General features: G+C 72.8%; 16 protein-coding genes and 2 pseudogenes. 8 read left to right on the forward strand and 10 right to left on the reverse strand.

Annotated features, from left to right (window positions below):
• Positions 1-28: 28 nt before the first annotated feature.
• Together G7Z13_RS06210 and G7Z13_RS06215 are read right to left on the reverse strand one after the other, a co-directional pair.
• The gene (locus tag G7Z13_RS06210) at positions 29-532 is read right to left on the reverse strand and encodes a sigma-70 family RNA polymerase sigma factor (RefSeq protein WP_166004691.1); all 504 of its coding nucleotides are present in this window, start codon (positions 530-532) and stop codon (positions 29-31) included.
• 74 nt (positions 533-606) lie between these two features.
• Positions 607-1,770: a glycerophosphodiester phosphodiesterase gene (locus G7Z13_RS06215; protein ID WP_165996825.1), complete on the reverse strand. Its 1,164-nt coding sequence runs from the start codon at positions 1,768-1,770 to the stop codon at positions 607-609.
• 422 nt (positions 1,771-2,192) lie between these two features.
• Here G7Z13_RS06215 and G7Z13_RS06220 point away from each other — a divergent pair, with 422 nt between their 5' ends.
• Positions 2,193-2,864 (forward strand): lysophospholipid acyltransferase family protein, encoded by a 672-nt coding sequence (locus G7Z13_RS06220; RefSeq protein ID WP_166004693.1) that lies wholly within the window; start codon positions 2,193-2,195, stop codon positions 2,862-2,864.
• A gap of 193 nt (positions 2,865-3,057) precedes the next feature.
• Positions 3,058-4,653 carry a multicopper oxidase family protein gene (locus G7Z13_RS06225; RefSeq protein WP_166004695.1) on the forward strand — a complete coding sequence of 532 codons (1,596 nt, stop codon included), beginning with the start codon at positions 3,058-3,060 and terminating at the stop codon, positions 4,651-4,653.
• Between the two features lie 112 nt (positions 4,654-4,765).
• Here G7Z13_RS06225 and G7Z13_RS06230 read toward each other — a convergent pair whose 3' ends face one another.
• From G7Z13_RS06230 to argH, 4 genes are all read right to left on the reverse strand, one after another.
• The gene (locus G7Z13_RS06230; RefSeq protein ID WP_165996826.1) at positions 4,766-6,298 is read right to left on the reverse strand and encodes an MFS transporter; all 1,533 of its coding nucleotides are present in this window, start codon (positions 6,296-6,298) and stop codon (positions 4,766-4,768) included.
• Positions 6,295-6,846: a TetR/AcrR family transcriptional regulator gene (locus G7Z13_RS06235; protein ID WP_240926127.1), complete on the reverse strand. Its 552-nt coding sequence runs from the start codon at positions 6,844-6,846 to the stop codon at positions 6,295-6,297. The genes G7Z13_RS06230 and G7Z13_RS06235 overlap by 4 nt, the downstream gene beginning before the upstream one ends.
• A gap of 82 nt (positions 6,847-6,928) precedes the next feature.
• Complete coding sequence (locus G7Z13_RS06240) at positions 6,929-7,900, reverse strand: aldo/keto reductase (protein WP_165996829.1); 972 nt, start codon at positions 7,898-7,900, stop codon at positions 6,929-6,931.
• Between the two features lie 131 nt (positions 7,901-8,031).
• The gene (gene argH / locus G7Z13_RS06245) at positions 8,032-9,459 is read right to left on the reverse strand and encodes an argininosuccinate lyase (RefSeq protein ID WP_165996831.1); all 1,428 of its coding nucleotides are present in this window, start codon (positions 9,457-9,459) and stop codon (positions 8,032-8,034) included.
• Positions 9,460-9,615: 156 nt separating this feature from the next.
• Here argH and G7Z13_RS06250 point away from each other — a divergent pair.
• The 6 genes and pseudogenes from G7Z13_RS06250 to G7Z13_RS06275 form a co-directional block, all read left to right on the forward strand.
• Positions 9,616-10,050, forward strand: a pseudogene (locus G7Z13_RS06250) (hypothetical protein); the annotation flags it as partial.
• A gap of 174 nt (positions 10,051-10,224) precedes the next feature.
• Positions 10,225-10,818, forward strand: a complete 594-nt coding sequence (locus G7Z13_RS06255) for a pyridoxamine 5'-phosphate oxidase family protein (RefSeq protein ID WP_165996835.1) — start codon at positions 10,225-10,227, stop codon at positions 10,816-10,818.
• Positions 10,819-10,875: 57 nt separating this feature from the next.
• Positions 10,876-11,586, forward strand: coding sequence for a L,D-transpeptidase family protein (locus G7Z13_RS06260; RefSeq protein ID WP_165996837.1), 711 nt, complete (start codon positions 10,876-10,878; stop codon positions 11,584-11,586).
• Between the two features lie 76 nt (positions 11,587-11,662).
• Positions 11,663-13,045, forward strand: a complete 1,383-nt coding sequence (locus G7Z13_RS06265) for a ferredoxin reductase family protein (RefSeq protein ID WP_165996839.1) — start codon at positions 11,663-11,665, stop codon at positions 13,043-13,045.
• 29 nt (positions 13,046-13,074) lie between these two features.
• A pseudogene (locus tag G7Z13_RS06270) lies at positions 13,075-13,518 on the forward strand (FMN-binding protein); the annotation flags it as partial.
• A gap of 55 nt (positions 13,519-13,573) precedes the next feature.
• Positions 13,574-14,311, forward strand: a complete 738-nt coding sequence (locus G7Z13_RS06275) for an FAD:protein FMN transferase (protein WP_166004697.1) — start codon at positions 13,574-13,576, stop codon at positions 14,309-14,311.
• Between the two features lie 72 nt (positions 14,312-14,383).
• Here the strand turns inward: G7Z13_RS06275 and G7Z13_RS06280 are convergent, their stop codons facing one another.
• Genes G7Z13_RS06280 through argJ form a run of 4 tightly spaced genes read right to left on the reverse strand, consistent with a single transcriptional unit; the run spans position 14,384 to position 18,192 of the window.
• The gene (locus tag G7Z13_RS06280; RefSeq protein WP_165996843.1) at positions 14,384-14,923 is read right to left on the reverse strand and encodes an arginine repressor; all 540 of its coding nucleotides are present in this window, start codon (positions 14,921-14,923) and stop codon (positions 14,384-14,386) included.
• A gap of 7 nt (positions 14,924-14,930) precedes the next feature.
• Positions 14,931-16,142, reverse strand: coding sequence for an acetylornithine transaminase (locus G7Z13_RS06285; RefSeq protein WP_277347391.1), 1,212 nt, complete (start codon positions 16,140-16,142; stop codon positions 14,931-14,933).
• Positions 16,139-17,044, reverse strand: a complete 906-nt coding sequence (argB, locus tag G7Z13_RS06290; RefSeq protein ID WP_165996845.1) for an acetylglutamate kinase — start codon at positions 17,042-17,044, stop codon at positions 16,139-16,141. Before argB ends, G7Z13_RS06285 begins: the two co-directional genes overlap by 4 nt.
• Positions 17,041-18,192: a bifunctional glutamate N-acetyltransferase/amino-acid acetyltransferase ArgJ gene (gene argJ, locus G7Z13_RS06295; RefSeq protein ID WP_165996847.1), complete on the reverse strand. Its 1,152-nt coding sequence runs from the start codon at positions 18,190-18,192 to the stop codon at positions 17,041-17,043. The genes argB and argJ overlap by 4 nt, the downstream gene beginning before the upstream one ends.
• Positions 18,193-18,278 lie beyond the last annotated feature (86 nt).

Consider the following 18,278-nt stretch of genomic DNA (forward strand, 5'->3'; position numbering starts at 1 on the left):
CTCACCTGTCGCCTGTCGTCCCTCACTCCTATCCCCGTGCTCTGCGGGCCGCAACCTCCGGTGTGAGCATTCGACGCAGACATCCCAGACATCTGGAACGTTCCGGTCCGAGACTGCCCTGTGAGATACCCAACTCCCCCGCGATCTCGCGGTATGTCAGGTCCTCCGGAGCCATCAAAGCCTCCAGCAGGGACGGGCAGCGGCCGGGCAGCCGGCGGACCGCGTCGCGCAGGGCGCGGCGGTGGGCCGAGGCGAGGGCGAGCTGCTCCGGGATGCGGTCGCGCTCGTCGGCCGGTTCCGTCTCGTACGGCCGTTCCCGCCGGGTCGTACGGCGGCAGCGGCGCGCCTCGGAGCGGACGGCGCGGCGCAGCCAGCGCTCGGGGTCGTGCGGCGGGCCGTCGCTGTCGAGGCGTTCCAGGAGGCGGAGCCAGACCGCCTGTTCCAGGTCGCCGGGTTCGGTGCCGGCGTGTGCCTCGGCGAGGGCCTCGGCGGTGAGCAGTGGGCGCAGGGTGGTGAGCAGGTCGTGCGTCATATGCGGCACGACGCGCCGCCCGGGCCGGAAGTTGCCCGGGCGGCGGGGAGTCAGCCCGAACGAGGTCGGATGGTTCAACCGTTGACGAACTCCTCGCGGGCGAGCAGGCCGGTGTCCGGGTGGTCGGTGAAGACGCCGTCGATGCCGGTCGCGAAGTACGCCCGGTAGGCGCCGAAGACGTCGCCGTAGGCGTCGGGGTCCGTGCCCTTGCGGAAGTCCGCCGGGAGGAACGGGTTCTCGTTGCGCAGGGTGTAGGGGTGCAGGATCAGGCCGACCTTGTGGGCGTCGGCGACCAGGGTGGTCGGCTGGGTGAGGTTGCCGGCCCTGTCCTTGGGGACGACCAGGTCGAGGGTGGGGCCGATGCCCTGGGCGTAGGAGGCGATCTCGCGCAGGCCGGCGGGCTTGACCAGGTCGGCGACGGTGCGGGGGTCACCGGTCGCGACGAAGTCCCAGGGACGGGTGTTCGCGCCGGACAGCAGGACCACGAGCGGGTTGTCGACCAGCTTGTTCAGGCGCTGGATGCTCGTCGGCTCGAAGGACTGGAGGATGACCGGCGAGTGCCACTTGTGCTTGCCGTGCTTGCGCAGCACCTTGGCGACCCGCTCCTCCAGGCCGAGGCCGAGGCCGCGGAAGTAGGTGGGGTGCTTCAGCTCCGGGTAGATCCAGACCTGCTTGCCGCGCCGCTTGGTCTGCTCGTCCTGCCAGCGCAGCACCTCCTCGAAGGTGGGGATTTCCCAGCGGCCGTCGTAGAGGGTGTTGTGCGGGCGGTTGGCGGGGATCCGCTCCTTGGCGCGCAGGGTCTTCAGCTCGGCGAGCGTGAAGTCCTCGGTGAACCAGCCGGTGGTGGCCACGCCGTCGACGGTCTTGGTGGTCCTGCGGCCGGCGAACTCGGGGTGGTCGGCGACGTCCGTGGTGCCGCCGATCTCCGGCTCGTGGCGGCAGACGAGGTGGCCGTCCTTGGTGGGGACGAGGTCGCCGGCCTCGACGATGTCGGCGCCCATGTCGAGGGCGAGCTGGTAGGCGGCGAGGGTGTGCTCGGGGCGGTAGCCGCTGGCGCCGCGGTGGCCGATGATCGTCGGCACGGGCAGGCTCTTCACACCGCGGCCCTCCCTGCTCGCCTCGGCCCTCGCCGTACCGCCCAGCCCGAGGACCGTCCCGCCCGCGCCCAGCACGGCGGCGCCGAGCAGCGCCCGCCGTCCCGGAGTGTGGGCGTGTCCGTTCGTCTCCTGCGTTCCCATCGGCGCCTCCCGGCAATCGGCTCGGCCGTTGTTCGACCGCGGTGCGGGCCGATCGTAGGGGGGTGGAGATGACCGGGGGGAGGCCCTGGATCGAACACATGGATGACGACGAATGGCGTACGGACGGCGCAAAGTGACATGCCGTCGGCTTGGCCGGGCGGGACGCGGGCAGCCGGGCGGTGAGGACGGGGCCACGGAGTGGTCCGGCAGCCTCTCGCGGTGGCCACGGGGCGATATGGGTCACACCGTGACGGCCGGGCGGGGCGCCGTCCGCGGCCCCGGGGCGCAGGTGAGCGTGTGTCACCAGCGCGTAAGACCTCCGTGAACCCGATGTGCGCCGGCCCCCGAACCGCGAGTATCGTCCTCACCTGCACAGACTCATGACGTTTCGCACATTGGATCTCTCGACACCGGAGGGCCCGTTGTCCCGCTTCGCGCTCATCAAGGCAGTGCTCGGTCCGATCATGCGCCTGATGTTCCGCCCCCGGGTGGAGGGCGTGGAGCACATCCCGGGCGACGGGCCGGTGATCCTGGCGGGCAACCACCTGACGTTCATCGACTCGATGATCCTGCCGCTGGTCTGCGACCGTCAGGTCTTCTTCATCGGCAAGGACGAGTACGTCACCGGCAAGGGCCTCAAGGGCCGGCTGATGGCCTGGTTCTTCACCGGCGTCGGCATGATCCCGGTCGACCGGGACGGCGGCAAGGGCGGGGTCGCGGCGCTGATGACCGGGCGGCGCATCCTGGAGGAGGGCAAGGTCTTCGGGATCTACCCCGAGGGCACCCGCTCGCCGGACGGACGGCTGTACCGGGGCCGTACCGGTATCGCGCGGCTGACGCTGATGACCGGGGCGCCGGTGGTGCCGTTCGCGATGATCGGCACGGACCGGATCCAGCCGGGCGGCGCGGGCATCCCCCGGCCGTGCCGGGTGACCGTGCGGTTCGGCGAGGCGATGGAGTTCTCCCGGTACGAGGGCATGGACCGGGACCGCTATGTGCTGCGGGCGGTGACCGACTCGGTGATGGCCGAGGTCATGCGCCTGTCGGGCCAGGAGTACGTCGACATGTACGCCACCAAGGCCAAGGCGGCCTGAGCGTCGCCGCGCGGCGGACGGCGTGAGGTCGGCTAGGTCCGCGAGGCCTGTGAGGTTCGCAAGGTCCCGTGAGGGTCCGTGAGGTCCGCGAGGGCGCCTCTCCGTCCGCCTGCCGGTGGAATCTGACACCGACACATCGGGCATTCGCCCCAATCGCCCGACAATATGATCATGCGACATGTCTGATGCAGACATGTTCACACCTTCTCGGCGCACACTCCTCCGCACCTCGTTCGCCGCCGGCGCCGGCCTGCTGGCCGGCTGCTCCGGCCCCGGTTCCCGGTCCGGCTCCGGCTCCGGGCCCGGCTCCCGGTCCACTCCGGGCCTCCAAGGCACCGGCGGCGAGGCGGCGTTCGTGCCGGCCGGGCCCCGGGGGTACGTCAATCCGTCGGACCCGGAAGTCCTCGCCGCCGAGCGCGAGCGCGGTTCCGGCCCCGTCCGCACGTACCGGATGACGGCCGGCGTGACCACCCTGGACCTGGGCGGGCGGACCGTCCGCAGCTGGGCGTACGACGAGGCGCTCCCCGGCCCGCTGGTCCGCGTCACCGCCGGCGACACCCTCGACCTGGCCCTCGCCAACCGGCTGCCCGCCACGACCACGCTGCACTCCCACGGGCTCCGGCTCCGCTGCGACATGGACGGCGTCCCGGGACTGACCCAGCGCGCCATCCCCTCGGGCGCGGACTTCGTCTACCGCTTCGTCGTCCCCCACCCGGGCACGTACCTGCTCCACTCCCACGTCGGCATGCAGCCCGACCGCGCCCTGTACGCGCCGTTCGTCGTCGACGACCCCAGGGAGCCGCTGTCGTACGACAAGGAGTGGATCGTCGTCCTGGACGACTGGCTGGACGGCGTGGAGGGGTCCACCCCCGAGGCGGTGCTCGACCAGCTGCTGCCCGAGGGGGCCGAGCACATGGCCATGGGACCGGGCCCCGGCACCACCGGCCCCTCACGGGTGCTGCACGACTCCTACAGCCGCATCCTGCACGGGGAGGGCGGCAACGTCGCCTACCCCCACTACCTGGTCAACGGGCGCGTGCCGAGCAGCCCTTCGGTGTTCCGCTGCCGTCCCGGCGACCGGGTCCGGCTGCGCATCATCAACGCCGGTTCCGACACCGCCTTCCGGGTCGCGCTGGGCGACCACGAGATGACCGTCACGCACACCGACGGCTATCCCGTGAAGCACCGCACGACCGACGCCCTCCTGGTCGGCATGGCGGAGCGGTACGACGTCCTGGTCACCGCGCGGGACGGCGTGTTCCCGCTGATCGCCCTGCCGGAGGGCAAGAAGGGCGAGGCCCTCGCCGTCCTGCGCACGAGCACGGGCAGGGGCCAGCTGCCCCCGCCTTCGGTGCGCCCGGACGAAGTCCGGGGGAAGACGGTGCCCGCGCGCCGCCTCCAGCCGGACGACTCCGTGGCCCTGGACGGCCGCGAGCCGGACCGCGAGATGCGCATCCGGCTCACCGGGGGCATGGAGAAGTACGACTGGGGGTTCGACCACCAGCCGTACTCCGTCCGCCGGCGCTACCCGGTCCGCGCCGGGGAACGGGTGCGGCTCACCCTCATCAACGCCACGGACATGTGGCACCCGCTGCACCTGCACGGGCACACCTTCGCGCTCACCGGGATCGACTCGGCCGGCGCCCTGAAGGACACCGCCGTGGTGCTGCCGCACCGGAAACTGGTGATCGACTTCGACGCCGACAACCCCGGGCTGTGGATGCTGCACTGCCACAACCAGTACCACTCGGAGAGCGGGATGATGACGGTGCTCGGTTACCGCAAGTGAGGAGCCCGGCGGGGCTGCGGGGGCGGGGGCCGCGTGGTGGCGAGGGCCGCGGGGAGCGGGGCGGGAGCGGCGCCGTTGTGGCCGGTCGCGCGGTTCCCCGCGCCCCCGCCGGTCAGCTCTCGCGGCCGGAGCCGTCCAGGTGCCGGCCCTTCAGCAGGAACCACGCCGCGACGGACGCGGCCAGCAGGACCGCCGCGCCCGCGCCCGCCGCGAAAGCCAGGCCGTCCACGAAGGCCCCGCGGGCCGCGTCCAGCAGGGCCGCCGCCGTGTCCGCCGGCAGGGCGTGGGCGGCCTCGGCCGCCCCGCCCAGCGACTCGTGCGCGCTACCGGGCGTGCCCGGCGGGGACGGGAAGCCCTGGTAGACGCCGGTGACGATGGAGCCGAGGACGGCGATGCCGAGGGCGGCGCCCAGCTCGTACGCCGTCTCCGAGACCGCGGAGGCGGCGCCCGCCTGCTCCTTCGGTACGGAGGCGAGGATGACGTCGGCGGTCACCGTGAAGGAGAAGCCGGCGCCGATGCCCACGACCAGCAGGGCCGCGCCGAGCAGCGGGTAACCGGTGGACTCGTCGAGGAAGGCCAGCGAGGCGAGGGCGAGGCCGACCGCGGCGAGGCCGCCGGCCACCACGGCCCGCACCGAGAAGCGGCGGGCCGCCGCACCGGCGACCAGGCCGGCCGACACGGCGCCGATCGCGGCGGGCAGTTCCGCCAGACCCGCCTCCAGCGGCCGCCTGCCCTGCACCAGCTGGAGGTACTGGGAGAGGAAGAACACCAGGCCGGACAGGCCCAGGATGGTCAGCAGGTCGGCCAGCACCGCGCCGCTGAAGCCCCGGTCGCGGAACAGCCGCATGTCGAGGAGCGGGGCGGGGAGCGTCAGCTGCCGGCGGACGAAGCGGTACAGCGCGGCGGCGCCCAGCGCACCGGCGGCGAGCGTCGCCCACGCGAACCCGTGCGCGGCGGCCTCCTTCACGGCGTAGACCACGCCGATCATGCCGGCCAGTGAGAGCAGCACGCTGGGCAGGTCCCACGGGCCCGGGTCCGGGTTGCGGGACTCCGGCAGCAGCCTGACGCCGACGAGGACCAGGACCGCCATCACGGGCAGGTTGATCAGGAAGACCGAGCCCCACCAGAAGTGCTCCAGCAGGAAGCCGCCCGCGATCGGGCCGACCGCCGTGCCGGCCGAGGCGGTGGCGCCCCAGATGCCGATGGCGAGGCTGCGCTCGCGCGGGTCGGGGAAGAGGTTGCGGATCAGGGCGAGGGTGGCCGGCATCAGGGTCGCGCCGGCGACGCCGAGCAGCGCCCGCGCGAGGATCATCAGCTCGGGGCTGGTGGCGTAGGCGTTGAGCACGGACACCGCGCCGAAGGCCGTGGCGCCGATCAGCAGGACGCGCTTGCGGCCGACGCGGTCGCCGAGGCTGCCCATGGTGACGAGCAGACCGGCGATGACGAAGGAGTAGACGTCGCCGATCCACAGCAGCTGGGTGCCGGACGGCGCGAGGTCCTCACTGATGTACGGGGTCGCGAGGCCGAGGACGGTGGCGTCGACGGCCACCAGCAGCACGGCGAGCACGAGGACGGACAGCGCGAGCCAGCGGCCCGGGCGCTGCACCGCCTCGTCGTGGTGCGCCGGCTGCAGGGTGCTGGTCATGGTTCCTCTCTCCGTAGGGCGCCGCCGAGCATCAGCTCGGCGATCATGAAGGGGAAGTCGTTGCGGGCGGCCTTGCCGTCGAGCACCGCCCAGGCGCCGGCGGCGAACAGGCCGTAGAGCGCTTCGGTGAGCCAGGTGGGCGAGAGGTCGATCCGGAACTCGCCGCCGTCCTGGCCGCGCCGGAACAGCGCGGTGACGCGGGCGTCGATCCGGGCCCAGCCCGCGTTCTGTTCCTCGCCCTCGAACAGCTGGTTCTCGCTGTAGAGGAAGGCGAGCAGTCCGGCGGCCGGCTGGATCTCGCGGACCAGGCGGCGGACGGCCTCGCCCGCGGGGCCCTCGTCGAGCCGGGCCCGGTCCAGCGCGGCCTCGCACTCGGCGATGCCCAGCGCCTCCAGCGCCCGCACCAGCGCGTCGCGCCCGGCGAACTGCCGGTGCAGGGTGGCCCGGCTGATCCCGGCGGCCTTGGCGACCTCGTCCATGGTCGCGGTGGATTTACGGGTCAGCAGGTCGGCTGCGCTGCGCAGCACGTGCTCTCGATCGACGGCCATGAGACAACCATAAACCACATGAGACATCTTTGTCTCACGATGGGCATGCGCGGCTCATCGGTGACCGACAGGGGTGTGCTGGTCAGTGCCAGGGCAGCTGCCCGCGCCGCTCCCAGTACGCGCGCGGGTCCTCCGCGAGGGCGGCGAGGCGTTCCCGTTGCCCCTCGTCGAGATCCACGGCGGGAGCGTGCAGATTCGAGGTGAGCTGGGCGACGGTCGCCGCGCCGGACAGCACCACGCCCGCCCACGGCTGCCGCAGGATCACGGCGAGGGCGACGGCGTCACAGCCCAGCCCGGTCTCGCGCGCCACGGCCCGCAGCTCAGGCGGCGCGTGCTCCTCGGCGAGCCGGCCGTTGGCCATGCCCTCCTTGACGATCACCGTCAGTCCGGCGTCGTGCGCCTCGGCGAGGGCGGGGGCGGCGGAGGTCTCCAGGAGGTTGTACGTCGACTGGACGGTACGGAACAGCGGCTCGCCGTCGACGGTCACGGCGAGCGCGGCCCGGATCGCGTCGGCCTGGGCGGGGCCGCTGGTGGAGAAGCCGACGCTGACGCCCTGCGCGGCGGCCTCGGCGAGGCGGGCGTGCAGGTTCTTGTCGGTCAGGGCGGGACTGTCGGGGGTGACCGAGTGGATCTGGTAAAGGTCGAGCCGGTCGCCGAGCAGGGCGGCGGTCTCGGCGCGCTGGCGCTCGTAGGTCTCCAGACTGTGGTCCTTGACCTCGTGCCGCTCGGCGTCGGTGGTCCACTCGGCGGTGTAGGTGTAGCCCCACTTGCTGCCGACGACGACGTCGTCGATCTCGGGGTGCGCGGCCAGCCAGCCGGCCAGGAACTCCTCGGAGCGGCCGTAGGAGCGGGCCGCGTCGACGTAGCGGACGCCCTGGGCGTAGGCGGCGTCGAGGAGCTCGTGGGTGCGGGCGCGCAGGGCCGCCACGCTGCGGTCGGCGCCGAGGTCGTGGTCCCGGCCGAGGGTGATGTAGCCGGGACGGCCGACGGCGGCGAGGCCCAGGCCGATGTGGCAGGTGGGCGTGGTCGCGCGGGCGAGACGGGCGAAGGGCATCGCGGGCTCCGTTCGGTCGACTGGCCGGCTGGCCGGCTGGCCGGCTGGCCGGCTGGCCGGCTGGCCGGCTGGCCGGCTGGCCGGCTGGCCGGCTGGCCGGCTGCGACCAACGTACCCGCGACGCCCTCACGTCACTTCTTGGCGTTCGCCCACGCGTGCTGGGCGGCGACGTCCGCCTTGACCTCGGCGAGCTGGACGGCGACGGCGCTGGGCGCGGTGCCGCCGCGGCCGTCGCGGGAGGCGAGGGCGCCGGGCACGTCGAGGACGGCGCGGACCTCCGGGGTGAGGTGCTCGGAGATCTTCGCGAACTGTTCGTCGGTGAGCTCGTCCAGTTCCTTGCCCTCGGCCTCGGCGACCTTCACGCACTCGCCGGCGACCTCGTGCGCGACCCGGAACGGCACGCCCTGCCTGACCAGCCACTCGGCGATGTCGGTGGCGAGCGAGAACCCGGCGGGGGCCAGCTCCTCCATGCGCTCGCGGTGCACGGTGAGGGTGGCCATCATGCCGGTGAAGGCGGGGAGCAGGATCTCCAGCTGGTCGATGGAGTCGAAGACCGGCTCCTTGTCCTCCTGGAGGTCGCGGTTGTAGGCGAGCGGGAGGGCCTTGAGGGTGGCCATGAGGCCGGTCAGGTTGCCGATGAGGCGGCCCGACTTGCCGCGCGCCAGCTCGGCGATGTCCGGGTTCTTCTTCTGCGGCATGATCGACGAGCCGGTGGAGAAGGCGTCGTGCAGGGTCACGAAGGAGAACTCCTTCGTGTTCCAGATGATGACCTCCTCGGCGATCCGGGAGAGGTTCACGCCGATCATCGCGGTGATGAAGGCGAACTCGGCGACGAAGTCACGGGAGGCCGTGCCGTCGATGGAGTTGGCGGCGCTGCCGTGCTCGAAGCCGAGGTCGCGGGCGACGGCCTCGGGGTCCAGGCCGAGGGAGGAACCGGCCAGGGCGCCGGAGCCGTACGGCGAGACGGCGGTGCGCTCGTCCCACTGGCGCAGCCGCTCGGCGTCCCGGGACAGGGCCTGGACGTGGGCGAGGACGTGGTGGGCGAAGAGCACCGGCTGGGCGTGCTGGAGGTGGGTGCGGCCCGGCATGGCGACGTCCGGGTGGGCCTCGGCGAGGCCGATGAGGGCGTCCTGGAGTTCGGCGATCAGGCCGCCGATGATCCGGGCGTGGTCGCGCAGGTACATCCGGAAGAGGGTGGCGACCTGGTCGTTGCGGGACCGGCCGGCGCGCAGCTTGCCGCCGAGGTCGGGGCCGAGGCGCTCCAGCAGGCCGCGTTCCAGGGCGGTGTGCACGTCCTCGTCGGCGATCGTGCCGGTGAAGTCGCCGGAGGCCACGTCCGCCTCGAGCCGGTCGAGGCCGGCGAGCATGCGGGTCAGCTCGTCCTCCGTGAGGAGCCCGGCCCGGTGCAGCACGCGCGCGTGGGCACGGGAACCGGCGATGTCGTACGGCGCGAGGCGCCAGTCGAAGTGGACGGACGCGGACAGCTTGGCCAGGGCCTCGGCGGGACCGTCGGCGAAACGGCCGCCCCAGAGCCGTACGTCACCGCTGTTGCTGCTCACTCGCGCTGCTCCTCACTGTCGCTGTTCTGCATGAGTATGCAGAGGTCTGCATGGTTCGTCAATTGCGCCGGGGCTTGAACGCGGGAAACCGCTTTCCCGTACTGCTCACCGAACGCCGGCGCAGACCCCACCCACCGATCGCAGCGAGGATTCCGCATGTCCAGGGCTCTTCCGAAGTACAACAAGCGCCGCGTGGCGACGATCGGCGGCGCGGCCGCCGTGGTGCTCTCCGGTGCGCTGATCGCCGGCTCGGCCCTCGCCGGCGAGACGTCCGGGAACACCTCGGCCGCCCGGCCCCTGGCGAGTACCGGCAGCATCTCCTGCCCGGACGTGGCCTCCCGGCTCCCCGCCGTCCCCGCCTCCGCCAAGGCCGAGGTCGACCGCAACCTCGCCCTCCTGCGGACCCAGATCGCCGAAGCCGACAAGCGCCTCGCCGAAACCGTCGGCCAGGGCGGACCCGACTTCGTCCAGAACGCCATCCTCGGCCCCCTCGCCTCCAAGCGCACCGCCGCCCTCGACCGCATCGCCATCGCCATCGGCCGCACCACCACCAAGCCCCAGGGACTCGGCTCCCTCGCCACCTGCACGATGCGGTAGGGCACGACGGGTGGCTCCCCGGCCGGCCGGGTCGGCTCCCTGACCGGCTGGTCGGCTCCCGGCCAGCCGGGTGTGCGCCGGCCGGGAGCCGCCATCCTTGCGCAACGCCCCCCGCCAAACACCCCGTTCATCGGACAGATGAGCGAGGGGCGGCAATAATCCTTAGACATGGGAAAGACTTACCAGCGCATCGACGGCAGACTCCGGGCGTTCATAGAGGAGCAGCCGATCTTCTTCACCGCGACGGCGCCGCTGGCCGGTGACGGCACGGTGAACCTCTCACCCAAGGGCCTCAAGGGCTCCTTCGTGGTCCTCGACGAACACCGCGTGGCCTACCTGGACTTCGCGGGGTCCAACGCGGAGACCATCGCGCATCTGCGGGAGAACGGCCGGATCACCCTCATGTGGTGCGCCTTCCAGGGCCCGCCGAACATCGTGCGCGTGCACGGGCGCGGGGAGCCGGTGTTCCGGGACGACCCGCGCTTCGCCGGACTGCTCGCTCGTTTCCCCGACATCGACCCCACCGCGCACGGCCTGCGCGCGATCATCGTCGTGACCGCCGACGTCGTCCGCGACAGCTGCGGCTACGCGGTGCCCTTCATGTCGTACGACGAGGACCGCGATCTGCACAGCAGGCGTTTCGCGCGGGAGGACGACGCCTCACTGAGCGCCTACTTCGAGAAGAAGGACCACATCGCGACCAGCCTGGACGGGCTGCCCGGACTCCCGCTGCCGCTGCCGCCGCTCACCGCGCGGGCCTGAGCCCGAACGGCGCAACCGGACCGACGCCGCACCCGGTCCGTCGCTAGCGTCGACCGCATGCGTCCCGCCGCCGCCGCCGCCGTGTCCCTGTTCGCCTCGTTCGCCTGCGCGTCCCTCACCGCCGTCGCCCCGTCCGGTGGCGGCACGCTGCCTGACCGGATGGCCGACACCGGCGGCGGACGGCAGCTGATCACCGCGGTCGCGCCGCGCACCGGGGCCACCACCGGCACGCTGACGTGGTGGGAGCGGCGCGGCGGGCGATGGGTGCGGAAGGGCTCCGCGCCGGCCCGCTTCGGCAAGAACGGGCTGGTCGACGGCGCCGCCCGCCGCCAGGGCACCAGCACCACCCCGACCGGGCTGTACGACCTGCCGTACGCGTTCGGCATCGCGGCGGCCCCGCGCGGTACCACCTACCGCTACCGTCCGGTCCGCGAGCACTCCTGGTGGTGCCAGGACAACGACTCCCGCGCCTACAACCGCTGGACCGAGCCCCGCCCCGCCGACTGCCGCGCGGCCGAGGCCGAGCACCTGGTCTCCTACGGCACGCAGTACGCCCACGCGCTCGTCATCGGCTTCAACTACGACCGGCCCGTGCGCGGCCGGGGCGCGGGGATCTTCCTCCATGTCCACGGGCGCGGCGCCACCGCCGGCTGCGTCTCCGTGCCGGCGGACGCGATGCGGCGGCTGCTCGCCTGGGCGAAGCCCGCCGCGCGGCCGCACATCGCCATCGGGACGACGAGCGGGCGAACGGCCGTGACCCGGTACTGAACACCGGCCCCCTTCCCCACGTATCTCTGGGCCAAGGGACTACGACACGCCCGTTGCCCCCGTCCCCGGAGGAACCGTGACCACCACGCTCGCAGGCGGCCGCGCCGCCCGGCGCCAGACGATGCGCCGCATCCGTCCGCGCCGTTCCCCCGCCGTGCCGCTGCTGCTGGCCCTGTGGGCCGGGGCGGGCGCGGTGCTGTGGCTGTGGTGGCACACCACCCCGTCCATCGCGGACACGACGGGCCGGATCATCGGCGCGGGCCGGATCACCGGGCTGCTCGCGGGCTATCTGATGGCCCTGGTCGTGCTCCAGATGGCCCGCGTGCCCGCGCTGGAGCGGCGGGTGGGCTCCGACCGGGTCGCCCGCTGGCACGCGATGACCGGCCGCTACACGCTCTGCCTGGTCATCGCGCACGTGTTGCTCATCATGTGGGGATACGCGCTCCAGGCCGGGCGGACCCTCGGTGACATCGTCACGCAGACCGTGGAGTCGGTGACCCAGCTGCCGGACATGGGGAAGGCGGCCATCGGCACCGCGCTGCTGCTGTTCATCGGGCTGGTCTCGGCCGGCGGGATCCGCCGCCGGCTGCCGTACGACGCCTGGTACCACGTGCACCTGCTGACGTACGCCGCCGTGTACCTGACGTTCTGGCACCAGATCAGCACCGGCAACGACTTCGCGGTCGAGCCCGTCGCCAAGACCTTCTGGTACGGGCTGTACGGCACGGTCACCGCACTGGTCGTCTGGTACCGCGTCCTCACCCCGGTGCGGCTCAACCTCAGGCACCGGATGCGGGTCGAGGCGGTCATCGAGGAGACGCCGGGGATCGTGTCGGTGCTGATCGGCGGACGCAGGCTGCACCGGATCGGTGCGGAGGCCGGGCAGTTCTTCCGCTGGCGGTTCCTCGCGCCGGGCATGCGGTTCAGCTCGCACCCGTACTCGCTGTCGGCGGCGCCCCGCCCCGGCATGCTGCGGATCACCGTGAAGGCGATCGGCGACCACAGCGCTCGGCTGCGCGACCTCACCCCCGGCACCCGGGTGTGGGCCGAGGGTCCCTACGGGGCGCTGACCGCGCAGCGCCGCAGCCGCGGCAAGGTGCTGCTGGTGGCCGGCGGGGTCGGCATCACCCCGATGCGCGCCCTGTTCGAGACCCTGCCGGGCGCGGCCGGTGACATCACCCTCCTCTACCGGGCCAACAGCACCCAGGACCTGGCCCTGTGGGGCGAGCTGGCCGCCATCGCCGACGAGCGGGGCGCGCGGCTGATGTACGCGGTGAACAGCCCCGACGGGGCGCGCCCGGACATCTCGGCGGAGCGGCTGCGGGAGAAGGTGCCCGACATCGAGCAGCACGACGTCTTCCTGTGCGGGCCGCCGGGCTTCGCACAGTCCGTGTACGAGGCGCTGCGCGGCGCGGGGGTGCCCGCGCGCCGTATCCATCACGAGTCGTTCGAAATGTGATCGACGGTCATTCAGGAGCTTGCGGAGCCATGAGGAAGAGTCACCCGATCCGGCGGGCCCTGCTCGCCACCGCCGCCACGGTGTCCGGCATCGTGCTGCTGCTGTCGTTGAAGCCGGCGTCCGACCCGGCCTCCGCCTCGGCGGCCGGCGGCGCGGCACCGCAGCCGACGGCGGTGGCCCCGTCCCCGCAGGGCGGCGCCGGGGCCGCGGGCGCCACCACCGTCACCGGTGACGCGGTCCGCACCCAGTACGGCCCGGTCCAGGTCCGCATCACGGTCAGCGGCGGGCGGATCGTCGACGCCGAGGCGGTGCGCGCCCCGAGCGGGGGCCGCAGCAGCCAGATCACCGCCGACGCCGTACCCCGCCTCAACCAGGCCGCCATCGCCGCGGACACCGCGGACATCGACGCCGTCTCCGGAGCCACGTACACCAGCACCGGCTACCGCCAGTCCCTCCAGTCCGCCCTGGACCGGGTCGGTGGGTGACGTGACGCAGGCTCCCGTCGCGGTGCGCCGGACGGAGGAGGCGATGGGGACCGTCTTCTCGTTCGACGTCCGCGGCGGGGATCCCCGTGCCGTCCGCGCGGCCCTGGGAGAGGCGGTCGGCGGGCTGCACCGGGCCGACGCGGTGTTCAGCACCTACCGCGAGGACAGCCAGCTCTCCCGGCTGGCGCGCGGCGAGCTGACCGCCGGGGAGTGCGACCCGGAGGTCGCCGAGGTGCTGGAGCTGGCCGCGGAGGCGGAGCGGGTCAGCGACGGCTGGTTCAGCTCCACCTACGGGGGCCGTCTCGATCCGACGGGCATCGTCAAGGGCTGGGCGGTCGAGCGCGCGGCGCGCACGCTGGCGGCGGCCGGGGCGAGCGGGGTGAGTGTGAACGGCGGCGGCGACGTCCAGTTGCTGGGCGTGCCGGGCGCGGGCCGCCCGTGGCGCGTCGGCGTCGCGGACCCGCTCCGCCCGGGCGGCCTCGCGGCGGTCATCACCGCGGCCGGCACCACGGAACTGGCCGTCGCCACCTCCGGCACCGCCGAGCGCGGCGCCCACATCACCGACCCCCGCACCGGAAGACCGGCCGTCACCGACCTGCTCGCCGTGACGGTGGTGGCGCCCCGCCTCACCTGGGCGGACTGCTGGGCCACCGCCGCCTTCGCGATGGGCGCCCGCCAGGGCTTGACCTGGCTGGAGAGCCTGCCGGACGTGGAGGCCCTGCTGATCACGGCGGGCGACGAGGTGAGATGCACGAGGGGCCTGGCGTCCCGACTGGGGTGAGCGTCCCCACCGTCAGGGGCGCGGGGAACCGCGCGACCAGCCCCCGCACACCCGCGGACGACCGGACGACGCTCAGTGGCCGTTCTGAGCCAACCGCAACAGATGGTCGGCCAGCGCCTGTCCCCCGTCCGGCCGCCGGGAGATCAGCAGCAGCGTGTCGTCACCGGCGATCGTCCCCAGGATGTCGTGCAGCTCCGCCTGGTCGATCGCCGAGGCCAGGAACTGCGCCGCCCCCGGAGGCGTCCGCAGGACCACGAGATTCGCCGAGGCCTCCGCGGAGATCAGCAGTTCCTGCGAGAGCCGCCGCATCCGCTCCTCCTTGGCCGACTCGCCGAGCGGAGCCCGGGGGGTCCGGAAGCCCCCCTCGCTCGGCACCGCGTAGATCAGGTCGCCGTCGGTGTTGCGGATCTTCACCGCGTTCAGCTCGTCCAGGTCCCGGGAGAGCGTCGCCTGGGTGACGCTCAGCCCGTCGTCCGCGAGGAGCTTCGCCAACTGGCTCTGGCTGCGCACCGGTTGCCGGTTGAGGATGTCCACGATCCGGCGGTGCCGTGCGGTGCGGGTCTGCGGCACGGCAGGCCCGGCGGTCTGCTCGTGATCCTGCGCCTGGCTCATCGTCGTCTCATTCTCCGGATCGTCCGTCCCCGTTCGCTGCGTCGAGGATGCCGGGCAGCGCCTGGAGCAGCGCCGCCACTTCGTCGTCACCGAGGTTCAGCGGCGGCATCAGCCGTACGACATCGGGGGCGGGCGCGTTCACCAGGAAACCGGCGTCCTGAGCCGCCTGCTGCACCTGTGCCGCAAGCGGTTCGGTGAGCACGATACCCAGGAGCAGGCCCGCGCCCCGGACGTGGGCGACGAGCGGGTGGCCCAGCCCCTCGATTCCCGCCCGGAGCTGGTCACCGCGGTGCTTGACGTTCTCCAGCAGTCCCTCGTCCGCGATGGTGTCGAGGACGGCGAGTCCGGCCGCGCAGGCGACGGGGTTGCCGCCGAAGGTGGTGCCGTGCTGGCCCGGCTGGAGCAGGTCGGCGGCGCGGCCGAAGGCGACGGTCGCGCCGAGCGGCAGTCCGCCGCCGAGGCCCTTGGCGAGGGTGACGACGTCGGGCAGGACGCCCTCGTGGGCCTGGTACTCGAACCAGTGCCCGGTGCGGCCGACGCCGGTCTGCACCTCGTCGAGGACGAGCAGCGAGCCGGTGGCGGCGGTGATGGCGCGGGCGGCCTTGAGGTAGCCGGGGGGAGGGACGACGACGCCGTTCTCGCCCTGGATCGGCTCGATGACGACGAGGGCGGTGTCCTCGGTGACCGCGGCGGCCAGCGCCTGCGCGTCGCCGTAGGGGACGTGGGTGACGTCGCCGGGCAGCGGCAGGAACGGCTCCTGCTTGGCGGGCTGGCCGGTGAGGGCGAGGGCGCCCATGGTGCGGCCGTGGAAGCCGCCCTGGGTGGCGACCATGTGGGAGCGCCCGGTGAGCCGGCCGATCTTGAAGGCGGCCTCGTTGGCCTCGGCGCCGGAGTTGCAGAAGTAGACCTTGCCGTCGCGGCCGAAGAGCGTCAGGAGCCGTTCGGCGAGGGCGACGGGCGGTTCGGCGACGAACAGGTTGGAGACGTGGCCGAGGGCGGCGATCTGCCGGCTGACGGCCTCGACGACGGCCGGGTGCGCGTGGCCGAGCGCGTTGACGGCGATACCGCCGACGAAGTCGAGGTACTGCTTGCCGTCGGCGTCCCACAGCCGGGTGCCCTCGCCGCGTACGAGGGGCAGGCGCGGGGTGCCGTAGTTGTTCATGAGGGCGCCCTGCCACCGCCGGGTCAGCCCCTGATGGCCCGTCAGCTGGTCCGTCACTTCCCGTCCCCCTCTTGTCCGTCGGGCACGACCATCGTGCCGATGCCCTCGTCGGTGAAGATCTCCAGCAGGATCGAGTGCTGGACCCGGCCGTCGATGACGCGGGCGGTCCTGACGCCGTTGCGTACGGCGTGCAGGCAGCCCTCCATCTTCGGCACCATGCCGGAGGACAGCTCGGGCAGCAGTTTCTCCAGCTGGGAGGCGGTGAGGCGGCTGATCACCTCGTCGCTGTGCGGCCAGTCCTCGTAGAGTCCCTCGACGTCCGTGAGGACCATCAGGGTCTCGGCGCCGAGGGCGGCGGCGAGGGCCGCGGCCGCCGTGTCGGCGTTGACGTTGTAGACGTGCCCGTCGTCGCGGGAGCGGGCGATGGACGAGACGACCGGGATGCGTCCGTCGGCGAGCAGCGCCTCGATCGCGCCGGTGTCGATGTCGGTGATCTCGCCGACCCGGCCGATGTCGACGAGTTCGCCGTCGATCTCCGGCTGGTGCTTGACGGCGGTGATGGTGTGCGCGTCCTCGCCGGTGAGGCCGACGGCGAGCGGGCCGTGCTGGTTGAGCAGCCCGACCAGCTCGCGCTGCACCTGCCCGGCGAGCACCATCCGTACGACGTCCATGGCGTCCTCGGTGGTGACGCGCAGGCCCGCCTTGAACTCGCTGACGATGCCGTGCTTGTCGAGGGCGGCGCTGATCTGCGGGCCGCCGCCGTGCACGACGACGGGCTTGAGCCCGGCGTGGTGCAGGAAGACGACGTCCTGGGCGAAGGCGGCCTTCAGTTCCTCGTCGACCATGGCGTTGCCGCCGAACTTGATGACGACGGTCTTGCCGTTGTGCCGCACCAGCCAGGGCAGCGCCTCGATGAGGATCTGCGCTTTCGGCAGTGCCGTGTGCTTGCGTGTGCTCATGAGGAGTAGGCGCTGTTCTCGTGGACGTAGTCGGCGGTGAGGTCGTTGGTCCAGATGGTGGCGGTCTCGGAGCCGGCGGCGAGGTCGGCGACGATGTGCACCTCGCGGTAGCGCATGTCGACCTTGTCGCGGTCCTCGCCGACGGAGCCGTTCTTGCACACCCAGACGCCGTTGATGGCGACGTTCAGCCGGTCCGGCTCGAAGGCCGCCCGGGTGGTGCCGATCGCGGAGAGGACGCGGCCCCAGTTCGGGTCCTCGCCGTGGATGGCGCACTTGAGGAGGTTGTTGCGGGCGATGGAGCGGCCCACCTCGACGGCGTCCGCCTCGGTCGCGGCGCCCACCACCTCGACCTTGATGTCCTTGCTGGCACCCTCGGCGTCCCGGATCAGCTGCTGACCGAGGTCGTCGCAGACGGCCCGGACGGCCTCGGCGAACGCGTCGTACCCCGGGGTGATCCCGGAGGCGCCGGAGGCGAGCAGCAGCACGGTGTCGTTGGTGGACATGCAGCCGTCGGAGTCGACCCGGTCGAAGGTGACCCTGGTGGCCGCGCGCAGCGCCTTGTCCAGGGTCGCGCTGTCGACGTCGGCGTCGGTGGTGAGGACGACGAGCATGGTGGCGAGGCCGGGCGCGAGCATCCCGGCGCCCTTGGCCATGCCGCCGACGGTCCAGCCGTCCCGGCTGACGACGGACGTCTTGTGGACGGTGTCGGTGGTCTTGATGGCGATGGCGGCCTTCTCGCCGCCGTGCTCGGACAGCTGGGCGGCGGCGGTCTCGACGCCGGGCAGCAGCTTGTCCATGGGCAGCAGGACGCCGATGAGTCCGGTGGAGCAGACGGCGACCTCGCCGGCGCCGATGTCCAGCACCTCGGCCACCTTCTCGGCGGTGGCGTGGGTGTCCTGGAAGCCCTTGGGGCCGGTGCAGGCGTTGGCTCCGCCGGAGTTGAGGACGACGGCCGTGAGCTGCCCGCTCTTGAGGACCTGCTCGGACCACAGGACCGGGGCGGCCTTGACGCGGTTGGAGGTGAAGACGCCCGCGGCGGCGCGGCGCGGCCCGGTGTTGACCACGAGGGCCAGGTCCGGGTTGCCGTTCTCCTTGATCCCGGCGGCGATGCCCGCCGCCGTGAATCCCTTGGCTGCCGTGACGCTCACTGCATCTCCTTGTTCGTTTCTCCGCCCGGGCGGTGCACCGGTGCGGCCATCGTCGTCGTCTGCGGCCCGGCGGCCGCCCGCGCGTC

It is taken from the genome of Streptomyces sp. JB150, from assembly GCF_011193355.1.
Lineage (GTDB): Bacteria > Actinomycetota > Actinomycetes > Streptomycetales > Streptomycetaceae > Streptomyces.

What these genes read in the sequence shown, in the direction of transcription:
- G7Z13_RS06235 (WP_240926127.1), bottom strand. Translation starts at nt 6,846, where the DNA reads ATGGCCGTCGATCGAGAGCACGTGCTGCGCAGCGCAGCCGACCTGCTG.
- G7Z13_RS06240 (WP_165996829.1), bottom strand. Translation starts at nt 7,900, where the DNA reads ATGCCCTTCGCCCGTCTCGCCCGCGCGACCACGCCCACCTGCCACATC.
- G7Z13_RS06255 (WP_165996835.1), top strand. Translation starts at nt 10,225, where the DNA reads ATGGGAAAGACTTACCAGCGCATCGACGGCAGACTCCGGGCGTTCATA.
- G7Z13_RS06260 (WP_165996837.1), top strand. Translation starts at nt 10,876, where the DNA reads ATGCGTCCCGCCGCCGCCGCCGCCGTGTCCCTGTTCGCCTCGTTCGCC.
- argB (WP_165996845.1), bottom strand. Translation starts at nt 17,044, where the DNA reads ATGAGCACACGCAAGCACACGGCACTGCCGAAAGCGCAGATCCTCATC.
- G7Z13_RS06225 (WP_166004695.1), top strand. Translation starts at nt 3,058, where the DNA reads ATGTTCACACCTTCTCGGCGCACACTCCTCCGCACCTCGTTCGCCGCC.
- G7Z13_RS06275 (WP_166004697.1), top strand. Translation starts at nt 13,574, where the DNA reads ATGGGGACCGTCTTCTCGTTCGACGTCCGCGGCGGGGATCCCCGTGCC.
- G7Z13_RS06215 (WP_165996825.1), bottom strand. Translation starts at nt 1,770, where the DNA reads ATGGGAACGCAGGAGACGAACGGACACGCCCACACTCCGGGACGGCGG.
- G7Z13_RS06230 (WP_165996826.1), bottom strand. Translation starts at nt 6,298, where the DNA reads ATGACCAGCACCCTGCAGCCGGCGCACCACGACGAGGCGGTGCAGCGC.
- G7Z13_RS06210 (WP_166004691.1), bottom strand. Translation starts at nt 532, where the DNA reads ATGACGCACGACCTGCTCACCACCCTGCGCCCACTGCTCACCGCCGAG.
- G7Z13_RS06280 (WP_165996843.1), bottom strand. Translation starts at nt 14,923, where the DNA reads ATGAGCCAGGCGCAGGATCACGAGCAGACCGCCGGGCCTGCCGTGCCG.